General features: G+C 72.9%; 10 protein-coding genes. 4 read left to right on the top strand and 6 right to left on the bottom strand.

Annotation, left to right across the window (positions count from 1 at the left end; translation table 11 throughout):
- Nucleotides 1-182: 182 nt before the first annotated feature.
- A complete protein-coding gene (locus AC0B61_RS28210; protein WP_471743882.1) occupies nucleotides 183-2,558 on the top strand; it encodes a glycosyl hydrolase family 18 protein in 2,376 nt (791 codons plus the stop codon).
- Nucleotides 2,559-2,762: 204 nt separating this feature from the next.
- On the opposite strand, the gene AC0B61_RS28205 is transcribed toward AC0B61_RS28210, so the two are convergent.
- The 5 genes from AC0B61_RS28205 to AC0B61_RS28185 all read right to left on the bottom strand — a co-directional run bounded on the left by AC0B61_RS28205 (nucleotide 2,763) and on the right by AC0B61_RS28185 (nucleotide 9,194).
- Nucleotides 2,763-3,536: a bestrophin-like domain gene (locus AC0B61_RS28205; protein ID WP_471743880.1), complete on the bottom strand. Its 774-nt coding sequence runs from the start codon at nucleotides 3,534-3,536 to the stop codon at nucleotides 2,763-2,765.
- Nucleotides 3,515-4,399: a hypothetical protein gene (locus AC0B61_RS28200; RefSeq protein WP_471743878.1), complete on the bottom strand. Its 885-nt coding sequence runs from the start codon at nucleotides 4,397-4,399 to the stop codon at nucleotides 3,515-3,517. Before AC0B61_RS28200 ends, AC0B61_RS28205 begins: the two co-directional genes overlap by 22 nt.
- 840 nt (nucleotides 4,400-5,239) lie before the next feature.
- Nucleotides 5,240-6,646, bottom strand: coding sequence for a family 2B encapsulin nanocompartment shell protein (locus tag AC0B61_RS28195; protein WP_471743876.1), 1,407 nt, complete (start codon nucleotides 6,644-6,646; stop codon nucleotides 5,240-5,242).
- Between the two features lie 395 nt (nucleotides 6,647-7,041).
- Nucleotides 7,042-8,496: a MocR-like pyridoxine biosynthesis transcription factor PdxR gene (gene pdxR / locus AC0B61_RS28190; protein WP_471743874.1), complete on the bottom strand. Its 1,455-nt coding sequence runs from the start codon at nucleotides 8,494-8,496 to the stop codon at nucleotides 7,042-7,044.
- Nucleotides 8,497-8,615: 119 nt separating this feature from the next.
- Nucleotides 8,616-9,194 (bottom strand): universal stress protein, encoded by a 579-nt coding sequence (locus tag AC0B61_RS28185; RefSeq protein WP_471743873.1) that lies wholly within the window; start codon nucleotides 9,192-9,194, stop codon nucleotides 8,616-8,618.
- Nucleotides 9,195-9,667: 473 nt separating this feature from the next.
- Here AC0B61_RS28185 and AC0B61_RS28180 point away from each other — a divergent pair, with 473 nt between their 5' ends.
- Nucleotides 9,668-10,063 carry a transglycosylase family protein gene (locus AC0B61_RS28180; protein ID WP_471743871.1) on the top strand — a complete coding sequence of 132 codons (396 nt, stop codon included), beginning with the start codon at nucleotides 9,668-9,670 and terminating at the stop codon, nucleotides 10,061-10,063.
- Nucleotides 10,064-10,206: 143 nt separating this feature from the next.
- On the top strand, nucleotides 10,207-10,647 hold the full coding sequence (locus tag AC0B61_RS28175; protein WP_471743869.1) for a GNAT family N-acetyltransferase: 441 nt from the start codon (nucleotides 10,207-10,209) through the stop codon (nucleotides 10,645-10,647).
- Between the two features lie 4 nt (nucleotides 10,648-10,651).
- Here the strand turns inward: AC0B61_RS28175 and AC0B61_RS28170 are convergent, their stop codons facing one another.
- Nucleotides 10,652-11,236 (bottom strand): pyridoxamine 5'-phosphate oxidase family protein, encoded by a 585-nt coding sequence (locus AC0B61_RS28170; RefSeq protein ID WP_471743867.1) that lies wholly within the window; start codon nucleotides 11,234-11,236, stop codon nucleotides 10,652-10,654.
- Between the two features lie 138 nt (nucleotides 11,237-11,374).
- Here AC0B61_RS28170 and AC0B61_RS28165 point away from each other — a divergent pair, with 138 nt between their 5' ends.
- Nucleotides 11,375-12,271, top strand: coding sequence for a helix-turn-helix domain-containing protein (locus AC0B61_RS28165; RefSeq protein WP_471743865.1), 897 nt, complete (start codon nucleotides 11,375-11,377; stop codon nucleotides 12,269-12,271).
- Nucleotides 12,272-12,337: the final 66 nt, after the last annotated feature.

Raw genomic sequence — 12,337 nt, 5'->3', positions numbered from 1 at the left:
GCCGTGACCGGGCGCCGGAACGGTCCAGCACCCGAACACCCTTGACGGCGCATATTGGTCCAGTCCAATCTGTTCAGTCGTGTCACCCGCCCGCGCGCCCCCACCGCGCCCGGGTCGGCTCCCTTCGGCCCGTCCGGGCCGACGCACCGCCGGAACCCCCACACATCCGGAGGACCCACCGCATGCACGACCGCGTCATGCCCGCACGGCCCGACCGCTCCCGCGAAGAGCGCACCGGACGCCGGGCCGCCCAGCGCAGAGGGGCCACCGCGCTGGCACTGGCCGCCACGCTCACCACCAGCGGCGCCGCCCTCGCCCTGACCTTCGGCTCCGCCTCCGCCGCCCCGGTCGACCTGCTGGCCAACGGCGACTTCGAGACCGGCACCCTGGCCGGCTGGACCTGCGCCAACGGTTCCGTCGTCACCACCCCGGTGCACAGCGGGAGCCACGCGCTCAGCGGCGCCGCCTCGGCCGCCGACACCGCGCAGTGCCAGCAGACCGTCACCGTCCGGCCGAACACCACGTACACCCTGGCCGGCTGGGTGCAGGGCAGCTACGTCTACCTGGGCGCCACCGGCGCCGGCGTCAACTCCTCGGCCTGGACGCCCGGCGGGACCGGCTGGAACCAGCTGAGCACCACCTTCACCACCGGCGCCTCGACGATCTCCGTCACCGTCTTCACCCACGGCTGGTACGGCACCGGCGCGTACTACGCGGACGACCTCACGCTGACCGGCCCGGCCGGCCCCACCTCGTCCACCAGTCCCACGGCCAGCGGCAGCCCGACCGCCACCTCCAGCCCGACCGCGACCGGCAGCCCCACCGCATCCACCAGCCCCACCGCCACGAGCAGCCCGACCGCGACCGGCAGCCCGACATCGAGCCCGACGGGCAGCCCCACCGGCACCCCGACCCCGACCCCGACGGCCACCGCCAGCGGCCCGGCCGGGGACGGCAAGGTGACCACCCCCACCGGCCTCGCCGTCACCAAGGCCACCTCCGACGCCGTGGTGCTCACCTGGCAGCCGTCCACCCTCACCAGCGGCGACGGCCCGGTCGCGTACAAGGTGTGGTCCAACGGCCAGCTGGTCGCCACCTCGATGGGCACCTCCGTCGCCGTCAGCTCACTGCTGCCTGGCCGGAGCTACACCTTCAGCGTCCAGGGCTACTCGGGCAGCCACGCCTCCGCGCAGTCCGCCCCGGTGAGCACCGCCACCGCCGCCGCGCCCGCGCCCCGGCCGGTCCGCTCGGCCTACTTCGACCAGTGGGGCATCTACGAGAACGCGTACTACCCGAAGAACGTCGTCACCGCCGGCGCCGCGACGAAGCTGGACGTCGTCCACTACGCGTTCGCCAACATCGACCCCGCCAAGTTCACCTGCTTCCAGGCGGTGAAGGCCTCCGACTCGGCCAACGAGTCCAACCCGAACGCCGGTGACGGCGCGGGCGACGCCTATGCCGACTACCAGGCCGACTACAACTCCGGCACCAGCGTGGACGGCAGCAGCGACACCTGGGAGCAGCCTCTCAAGGGCAACTTCAACCAACTGCGCCAACTCAAGGCCGCCTACCCGAACCTGCGGTTCACCATCTCGATCGGCGGCTGGACGTACTCCAAGTACTTCTCGGACGCGGCGGCCACCGACGCCTCCCGGCGGACCTTCGTCTCCTCCTGCATCGACATGTTCCTCAAGGGCAACCTGCCGACCGGCGTCGCCGGTGACGCCTCGGGCGGTCAGGCGTCGGCGGCCGGCATCTTCGACGGCATCGACCTCGACTGGGAGTATCCGGGCTCGGCCGGCGGCCACACCGGCAACCACTACTCCGCCGCCGACAAGCAGAACTTCACGCTGCTGCTCAAGGAGTTCCGCAGCCAGCTGGACGCCCTCGGCACCGCGCAGGGCAAGCGCTACCTGCTGACGGCGGCCCTGCCCAGCGGCCAGGACAAGGTCGCCCAGCTGGAGACCGACCGGATCGGCGCCTACCTGGACTACGCCGACGTGATGTCCTACGACATGCACGGCGCGTGGGACGCCAAGGGCCCGACCAACCACCAGGACCCGCTGCACGACAGCCCGGCCGACCCGACCACGCCGATCACCCCGGGCACCCGCAAGTACACCGTGGACACCACGGTCGCCGCGTACACCACCGGCCTGCCCGAGTACGGCATCCCCGGCGGCTTCCCGGCGAACAAGCTGGTGCTCGGCATCCCGTTCTACTGGCGCGGCTGGACCGGCGTCCCGGCCGGCTCGAACTTCGGCCTGTACCAGAGCGCGACCGGCCCGACGGCCGCCAGGCCACTGAGCCAGGAGGCCGGTCTGGCCGCCTGGAAGGAGCTGAACCCCGCCGCGGCGCAGACCCACTGGGACCAGGTCACCGAGAGCAGCTGGGTCTACGACGGCACCAACTTCTGGACCGGCGACACCCCGCAGGCCGTCCAGGCGCGCGGGGCCTACGCCAGGAGCAAGGGGCTGGGCGGCCTGTTCGCCTTCTCCCTGGAGAACGACGACGCGTCCGGAACGATGCTCAACTCGCTGGACGACAGCCTGCACTGACGTCAGGTCAGGCCCTGCCGTCAGCGCCACGGCTACGGCCGCGCGGCAGGGCTCGTCCAACAGCCCTCACGCAGAACGCTCGGCTGGGAACCCCAGCCGAGCGCCTGCACGAACTGCTCGCGGCCTGACCGAACCGACGACGTGGTGCAACGGCCTCTGGAAACCGGCGATCCCGCGTCCGGGACCGGCCCCCCTCCAGTCGGCTCAGCCCTTGAGGTCGAGCGAGGGGAAGAGGTCCTGGAACGGCTGGGTGGTCACCGAGACGCTGCGGGAGAACGGGTCGTCGAAGTCCCAGATCATGAACAGCAGGAAGCCGATCAGCGCACTGAAGCAGAGCGCCAAGGCCAACTCCCGCGGTGTGCGCCGAATCTGGAGCGCGAACAGCATGCCGACGGTCACCACCGCACCGCCGATCAGTCCGAACCAGACGATCCCCGGCATCGTCGGCCCGGCGTTCTGTCCGCGCGAGTCGCGGGCGTCGGAGGCCTGGCCGATCCGGTCCAGGATCGGCTGGTACGCCTGCGCCTCCAGGTCGGAGGCCGGCGGCCGGGTGGCGACGTCCGTCTGCAGCTTCTGCAGCAACTGGTCGCCCTTCGGGCTGATCTCGCCGTTCTCGCGCATGTAGTCCCACTCGACGTTCACCACGTAGCTGACGTAGGCGTCCACATCGGCACGGACCTGATCGCGGAACTCGACCGGGTAGACCACCGCCCGGTCGCTCACCTCGCGCAGCGACTGGGCCTCGCGGAACAGGTCGTCCTGGGCGGCGCCGCGCGCCTCCCAGACACCCGCGATGGCGAGTCCGAGGACGATCGCGTACACGACGCCGATCATCATCGTGATGTACTCGATGACGTCCGGAGTCTCGTCCGTGTTCTCCTCGATCTTGTTCACCCGGCGGTGCCTCAGCAGCACCACCGCCACCACGACGGCACAGGCCGACGCCATGGCAATGGTCAACGCCACCCACTCGGACATGGGAAGTCCCTTCTCTGGCTTGGCTTGTGACGGAACGAAAGTTCGGCGGCGGACTCGGCGCCGGAGCCCCGGTCGGTCAGGACCGGCCCGACCGGCCTCGACCGCGGCCACGACCGGGACGCAGGGCTGCCGCGGCGAGCACGCCGGGGATCATGATCAGCAGCATCGTCGTGGTCATCGAGGCGCTGTGGTGGTGCCTCGACACCGCCATCGGCTTCGACGCCGGGGCGTGGAACACCGGCCGCGCCGACGGGGTCGGCCACAGCGGGCTCGGCGGAGCAGGACTCGACGGATCCGGGCTCCGCGGGGCCGGACTCGGTTGGGCAGGACTCGGTTGGACAGGGCTGGGGGCCACCGGCCTCGGGTCCGCCGGTGCGGCGGGCGCGGGCGGGGCCGGCGCGGGGGCTGCGGGTGCGGGGGCCGCCGGGGCGGGCGGGGCGGGCGCCGGCGGTGGCGGAGGCGGTACGGGCGCCGGCGGCGGGGGCACCGAAGGCGCCGGTGCCGACGGCGAGGGCGGCGGAGTGGGAGCCGGTGTCGGGCTGGGCGGTGACGGGGTCGGCGACGGCGTCGGGGTCGGGGACGGCGTCGGTGACGGTGACGGCGAAGGAGTCGGTGACGGCGTAGGTGTCGGCGATGGGGCGGGGGTGCGCGTCGGTGTGGGAGTCGGGGTCGGCGTAGGCGTCCGGGTCGGGGTGGGCGTCGGGCTGGGGGTGCGCGTCGGCGTCGGCGTAGGAGTCGCGGTAGGGGTGTGCGTCGGCGTAGGAGTCGCGGTAGGGGTGTGCGTAGGCGTGGGCGTCGGGGTGGGCGTCGGACTCGGGCAGGGGTACGGGTGGTGGTGATGCCCGTGATGCCCGTGATGCCATCCCCACCCGTCGTGCGCATCCCACCCGTCGTTCCCACTCCACCCGCCGGGCTCACCATGCCCACCACCGTGCCCGCCATGCCCTGCGTGCTCGTCGTCCGGCCGCCCCTGCTCCTGCCGGAGCCCCGTCGAGGGCGAGGGCAGCGGTGCGACCGGTACCGGGGTGGCCCTGGGCGTGTGGCACGGGTGATGCCCGTGCGGGGGCTTGTGGCCGTGCTGGCCGGTGCCGATGCTCGGGGCGACACTGACCCCGACCTGTACGTCGACGCCGACCCCGACGCCCACGCTCCCGCCCGGCCCCACCGAGACCGACACGTCTGTCTCCGTGCACACGCAGGTGTCCACGGCCGGGCCGGGTGAGTGTCCTGCGGCATGCTCGGCCCCGGACGCGGTCGCGCCGGTGGCCAACGCGCACATCGCGACCACACCGACCGCCGCGCCGATCAGCCGTACCCGCCGCCCGGAGGCCGCAGTCCCACCGCCGTGCAGCGGTATCCGTCGGAACTGCCGACGCTGGGGCATGACTCCACACACCTCTCGGGTCGTTGGGGGCCGAAACGGGCTCTCGCTCGGGCTGGGGCTCGGGCGCGGACTGGAACTGGCGCTGGAACTGGGGGCTGAAACCGGAACACTGGAACTGGCACTTGAGTCGATGCGCAGCCGCAGGACCGGCAGGCGGGCCGGAAGTGGTCGACTTCCCGCCCAAAAGTCGATCGGACACGACCGGAAGTGGCCAGAAATGATCACGCGGACGGCCCGCCTCCGGGGGCGGGCCGTCCGTCATCAGGTCAAACGATCTTCGAGCCGACCGGTTACGGCCCGTGCTCGCTGTTCCGCGGGTTCAGTGGCGGCGGTGCGCGATCTCCACGTTCTCCAGCACGCCCACCGCGTCCGGCACCAGGATGGCGGCCGAGTAGTAGGCGCTGACCAGGTACGAGATGATCGCCTTCTCGTCGATCCCCATGAAGCGGACCGAGAGCGACGGCTGGTACTCGTCCGGGATGCCGGTCTGGTGCAGGCCGATCACACCCTGGTTGTCCTCACCGGTACGGATCACCAGGATCGAGCTCGTGTTCTCCTTGGTGATCGGGATCTTGTTGCACGGCAGGATCGGCACCCCGCGCCAAGCCGGCACCTGCTGCCCGCCGAGGTCGACGTGGGTGGGGTACAGGCCCCGGGCGTTGAACTCGCGGCCGATCGCCGCGATGGTCCTCGGGTGGGCCAGGAGGTAGTCCGGGTCACGGCGGCGGTTGAGCAGCTCGTCCAGGTCGTCCGGGGTGGGCGGGCCGGAGTGGGTCTGGATCCGCTGGTCGAAGTCGGCGTTGTTGAGCAGGCCGAACTCCGGGTTGTTGACGAGCTCGTGCTCCTGGCGCTCGCGCAGGGCCTCGATGGTCAGCCGGAGCTGGTGCTCGATCTGGTTCATCGGCTGGTTGTACAGGTCCGCGACGCGGGTGTGGACCTTGAGGATGGTCTGCGCGACGCTCAGCTCGTACTCGCGCGGCTTGAGCTCGTAGTCCACGAACGCGCCGGGCAGCTCGTACTCGCCGTGGTGGCCGGCCGACATCGCGATCTCGGCCTCGCCGCGCTCGTTCTGGGCCTGGAGTGGAAGGGCGAGGAAGGCCTGCAGGTGCTCCTGCAGGCTCGGCGCGTTGTCCCGGATGGCGGCGAAGTCCGCCCGGGTCAGAGTCAGCGCGACACCGGCGGTGGCGGTCTTGGCGGTGAACTCCCAGAGGGCGTCCGGGTTCAGCAGGGCGTCGTCGCCGAAGCGGTCGCCGTCGCCGGCCACGCCGACCACGGTCTCGTCACCGTACTTGCCGGTGCCGATCTGGTTGATCTTGCCGTGTGCGATCAGGAAGATCCGGTCGGCGGCCTCGCCCTGCGTGGTGAGCACCTCGCCGGGGCCGAAGTCCCGCTGCTGGCAGCGGTCGGCGAGGGCGACCAGCACCTCCTCGTCCTCGAAACCGCGCAGCAGGGCCAGCTCGCCCAGCTCCGCCGGGATCACCCGGACCTGCGAGCCGGTCTTGATGAACTCCACCACGCCGTTGCCCACGGCGTAGGTGAGCCGTCGGTTGACCCGGTAGGCGCCACCGGCGGCCTGCACCCAGGGGAGCACCTTGAGCAGCCAGCGGGAGGTGATCTCCTGCATCTGCGGTGCGGACTTGGTCGTGGTCGCAAGGTTGCGGGCAGCGGCCGTCGCAAGGCTCTGCTGCTTGACCTGCTCTGTCTCCGGGCTGGTGTCCACGGGCATCGGCAGGGGTCTCCATTCCTGTGGTTCGGCTCGCGCGGCCAGGGCCATCCGGTCCGCCCTTGACGCATGCCGTGACGAATCATCAGATCCGTATACTGGTGAGGGCGTTGGCGAAGATTCGCGAATGCAGCCGCCGTCTCCCGGCGACCCATCCGGAACCCTAGATCACCAGGACCCGGCCCAGCCCGTACGGACGCCCAGCACCCCCCGATAGGGTGAATCTCGCACGGTTCGCCCCCATCGCCCCGCCGACCGGAGGAACATCCGTTCGCGAGCGCGGAGCCGGTGCCACCAACGGTTTTCCCACCCCGCCGGCGGCCCCGCCAGGCAGCTCCGCAGGCCGCCGCCCGGCGTCAACCCGGCACACTGGCCGCGCCCGGGCCGTCCCCTCGCGCTCAGGCCGACGGCGGCAGGATGTCGCACAGCGCCGCGAGGGCCGCCGGGTAGGCGTGGTCGGGCGGTGTGGCGTAGCCGACCACCAGACCGTCAACGGCGGGCATGGCCTCCGGGTCGGCCGCCGGGTGCCGGTAGTCCGCGAGTCCGTCCACGGCCAGGCCCCGGTAGGCGGCGGCCTTGAGGACGGAGCGCTCGGTGCCCGGCTCCAGGCGCAGCACCGCGTGCAGACCGGCCGCGATGCCGGACACCGCGATGTGCGGGGCGCCGGCCGCGAGGGCGGCCACCAGTTGGTCGCGGCGGTCGCGGTAGCGGCGGCGCATCCGGCGCACGTGCCGGTCGTAGCCGCCGGAGTCGATGAACTCGGCCAGGGTCAGCTGGTCCAACGCGCTGGCCCAGCCCTCCCGTTCGCCTTTGGCGGCGAGCACCCGGTCGACCAGGTGGTCGGGCAGCACCATCCAGCCGAGGCGCAGCGCGGGCGTGAGGCTCTTGCTGGTGGTGCCGAGGTAGACGACCCGTTCGGGGTCGAGGCCCTGCACGGCGCCGACCGGCTGGCGGTCGTAGCGGAACTCGCCGTCGTAGTCGTCCTCCAGGATCAATCCGCCCCGGCCGCGCGCCCAGTCGACCACCGCGGCGCGGCGGCCCGGGTGCAGGGGGCCGCCGGTCGGGAACTGGTGGGCAGGGGTGAGCAGGGCCGTGCGGACGTCCTCATGGTGCGCCAACTCGTCGACGTGGGCGCCCTCTTCGTCGATCGGCAGCGGAACGGTGGTCACCTCGGCGGCGGCCAGCAGGCCGCGGTGGAAGCCCAGCCCGTACGCCTCGACGGCGAGCGGCCCGGTCTCGGCGGGCGGCAGGACGGGCCGTGTGCCGTCGAAGAGCAGCCGCAGCGCGTGGGCGAAGCCGGAGCAGATCACGATCCGCTCCGGGTCGGTGCGCACCCCGCGGGCGCGGGCCAGGTAGTCGGCGAGGACGGTGCGCAGTTCGTGTCGGCCCTGCGGATCGCCGGGCCCGAAGGCCTCGTTGGGTGCGGCGGTGAGGGCCCGTCGGGCGGCGGCGAGCCAGGCGGCGCGGGGGAAGGAGGAGGCGTCGGGCCGGCCCTGTCGCAGGTCGTGCCGGGGCCCGGGGCGGGGCGAGGGCCGGCGGGCCCGGGCGGACGGGACGGGCTCGGCGCGCTCGGCGACGGTGGTCCCGGAGCCCTGACGGGCGGTCAGCCAGCCCTCGGCGACGAGTTCGGCGTAGGCCTCGGCGGCGGTGTTGCGGGCCAGCCCGAGGTCGGCGGCGAGTGCACGGTACGGCGGGAGCCGGGTGCCGGGCGCGAGGCGCCCGCTGCGGATCGCCTCGCGCAGGGCTGCCATCAGCGCGGCCCGGCGGCCACCGGCGGCGGGGAGCTCGAGGTGCAGGTCGTTTCCGGTCGGGTGGGCGGGCCCGGAGGGGTGCGTGCCCCGCGTGTCCGTCATGTTCACGCACCCTACCCGCCGCCCCACCGCCGCCCGCCAGGCGGGCAGGCATCCAGACAGGCACCCAGTGCGCACAGGCGGTCGGCCCCCGATTGCAGCTCCGTCTGCGGCCCCAGCCCCTACGGGACGACGGTCACCGGCCAGCGGCCCGCCTTCACCAGCCGGACGGCCACCGACCCGATCACCTTGTGTCCGGCCTGCTCGGAGACGCCGACCACCACGGCGTCGGCGCGCAACTCGTCCGCGAGCTTGGCCAGCCCGCCGTACGGGTCGCCGCGCAGCGTCAGGAAGCGCCACTTCACCTTCCAGACCTCGCGCACCCGCTCCTCGGCCTCGCGCAGGGCGGCCAGCAGCTCCTCGGCGATCTCCTGGGTGGTCTCCTCCACCGCCGCCCCGGCCAGGGCCGTCGCGGCGCCGAGGATCGGCTGGATGTACGCCACCGCGAGGACGGCACCCTGGCGGCGGGCCAGTCCGGCGGCGTAGGCGGTGGCGCGCCAGGAGGAGTCCGAGCCGTCGAGGCCGGCCAGGATCACCGCGGGTCCGTCGGTGCCCAGTTCGAAGCCCGCGGGCGCGGCCGCGACCTCGTGGCCTTCTGCGCCGATCGGCGTTCCGGCTCCGGCCACCCCTCCCGCGTCCGCCCCTCGCGCGTCCGCCTCTCCGGCGTCCGCCGTGTCCGCTGCATCGCTGTCGTTGCTCATGGTCCTGAGGCTATTGCCGACACGGGGAGTGAGGGCAGGGGGCTCCCCGGTGAGGCCTGTGGTGCGAGCCACCCGCGGCGGCGGCGGGCGTCGTGAATTCGGCACCGGCGGCTGGCAGACCGTCACGCGCTGTCGACGATGTGCCCGGCCTCACACGCCGTTCCGCGTGACGCGGCGCACTTCCCAGGGTGATTTGATCTTGGAAATGGGGGCAAAGCGGTAGAAATCAGCCCGTTTCCTTGATCATTACGCCCGGTAACCGGCCTCTGACGTGCCTAAACCTTCAAATCCTTGAATCCTCCACGACCACCCCCGTAACTTCGAACCCGTTGCACCGAGCGATCCGCTCCGGATGGGCCCCACCGCCCCCGAGCAGGAACGGTGCCGGACCACGCGAGTGACGTGTCCCCGAAACCGACGGCCTTCCGAGGGCCTGGTTCCGCGTGCTCGCAACCCCCTCCGAAAGGAAATCCATGACCTTCCGTAACGAGACTGCCGCTGCCACCACCACCGCCACCCCGAAGCGCGGCAACCGCGTCCGGATGGCGCTGATGGCCGGGGCGGTCCTCGCCCTCCCGGTGGCCGGCCTCGTCACGGCCACCAGCGCCTCCGCGGCGCCGGCCACGGTCTGGGACAAGGTCGCCTCCTGCGAGGCGACCGGCAACTGGGCCGTCAACTCCGGCAACGGCTTCTACGGCGGCCTGCAGTTCACCTCCAGCACCTGGGCGGCCTTCGGCGGCACCTCCTTCGCCCCGCGCGCCGACCTGGCCACCAAGGACCAGCAGATCTCCGTCGGCGAGAAGGTCCTCGCCGCCCAGGGCCCGGGCGCCTGGCCGGTCTGCTCCGTCAAGGCCGGTCTGACCAAGTAGGACCCACGCTGGCACGACGCTGCCGCCGCACCCCTGCCGGGCGCGGCGGCTTCGTCGTGCCTGCAGCCCCACCGCCCGGTCCCGGTCCGCCCGGTCCCGGTCCGCCCTGTCCCGGTCCGCTGGGTCGGCTAGCATCCCGCCTCATGATCATCACTCGCGAGGACGGCTACCAGGTCGACACCGATCCCGACCGCATCGACCTCGACCTCGTCCACCACTGGCTCTCGACCGACGCGTTCTGGGCGCTCGGGCGCGACCGCGAGGTGGTGGCGCAGTCGGTGCGCGCCTCAGTGCCGTTCGGGGTGTACGCGGACGGCGGCGAGCAGGTCGCGTTCGCCCGGGTGGTGACCGACCTCGCCACCTTCGGCTGGCTCTGCGACGTCTACGTGGACCGCGCGCACCGCGGCCGCGGGCTGGGGACGTGGCTGGCCGGGGCCGTGGTGGAGCACCTGCGGCCGTACGCGCTGAAGCGGCTGATGCTCTCCACCCTGGATGCCCACGAGCTCTACGCCAAAGCCGGTTTCAGGCCGTTCCCCGACCCGGAGAAGTTGATGGTCCTCGGCAGCCCGCCCGTCGGCCCGTGATCCGTCAGGCGGGCCGGGGCGGGAGCGGCAGCGGGACGGCGGGCAGGCCGTCGATGCTGGTGCCGACGAGCGGCTTGCGCTCGCAGTAGGCGCCGAACTCCTCCTCGTCCTTGCGGTCGAAGTACTGGGCGTGCAGGTCCCGGTCGGAGCGGTAGTCCATGAACGGCACCGCGTACCCGCAGGAGTCACTGACCCGTTCCGCCGTGACCAGCACGATCGCGCGCAGCCCCGAACCGTCGGCATCGGGGTCGAAGTGGCCGAGCAGGTCGGCGAACCGCGGGTCGTCGCGGAAGATCGCCTCGCCCCGGCCGTGCACCCGCACCACGGTCGGCGGGCCGTCGAAGGCGCACCACATCAGGGTGATCCGGCCGTTCTCCCGCAGGTGGGCCACCGTCTCGGCCTGCGAGCCGCCGAAGTCCAGGTAGGCGAGGGTGAGTTCGTCGATCACGGCGAGGGTGCCGGAGCGGCCCTTGGGCGAGAGGTTGACGTGCCCGTCCGCGGCCAGCGGGGCGGTCGCGACGAAGTAGACCGGCTGGCGCTCGATGAACTGGCGCAGCCGGCCGTCTATGCATGCGTACTGCTTTCCCATGGGGGCGATTCTCCCCGCATCCCGGCTGGTGAGGAACAGGAATCCGGCCAATGAGACGGCCCGGCGGGCCGCCGGCGGCCGAGCGGCCTACGATGGTCCGTGCACAGCACAGCCGCCCGGCGGAGCACGGGAGTTGAGATGGTCGAGAGCGCCCTCCCGACGACCGCGCCCGGGATGGTCCTCGGCACGCCCGCCGCGCCGCTGCGCCGGTACGTCCTCGGCTACCGCGGCTACCGGCTCGCCCTGCGGGAGCCCCGCCGGCGGCTGGAGGTGCCGACGGACGTGGTCACGGTCGCGCTCGCCTTCGAGGGCGCGATGCGCCTCACCGACGCCGTCACCCCCGCCCCCGCCGCCTCCTTCGGATCGGTCGCGGCCGGCCTGCGCCGCACCGCGACGATCGCCGAACACACGGGCGTCCTGCACGGGTTGGCCGTCTCGCTCACCCCGCAGGGCGCGTTCCGGGCGTTCGGTCCGCTGGCCGGCGACCTCGGCGGGCAGTGGGCCGAGGCCGGGGACGTCCTCGGCCCGCGGCTGCGGGCGCTGACCGACCGGCTGGCCGACGCCCCGGGCTGGCCGGCCCGGTTCGCCATGCTGGACGGGTACTTCGCCGCGCTGTTCGCGTACGGCCCGGACTGGGAACCGTCCGTCCGCTGGGCCTGGCAGCAACTGCGGCGCTCCCACGGACTGGCGCCGATCCACACCCTGGTCGACGGCACCGGGTGGAGCCGCCGCCGACTGGAGCTGCGCTTCCGCGAGCACCTCGGCCTCGCCCCCAAACAGGCCGCCGGCATCCTCCGGCTCCAGCACACCCTCGGCGTCCTCGCCGCCCGGGTGGACCACCCCACGGGGGCCGACCTCGCCACGCTGTGCGGCTACTACGACCAGTCCCACCTCGACCGCAGCTTCCGCGCCATGGTCGGCTGCTCGCCGCGCGAGTTCCTGGCCTCCCGGCGCGGCACCGCAGCCCGGCCCGAGCCCGCCGACCGGGTGGCCGGGCGGGTCACCAGCGCCGTCCTCGACACCGGCGCGGCGTAGGGACGTCGGCGCCCTCGGGTCGCCGGGGCCTGCACCCGTCCACGCCCGCACGCGCGCCGAGCCGTC

This window comes from Kitasatospora sp. NPDC023385, assembly GCF_055664045.1.
Note: the sequence above shows the minus strand (reverse complement) of the source record. Positions and strands in the feature narration are given on the sequence as shown.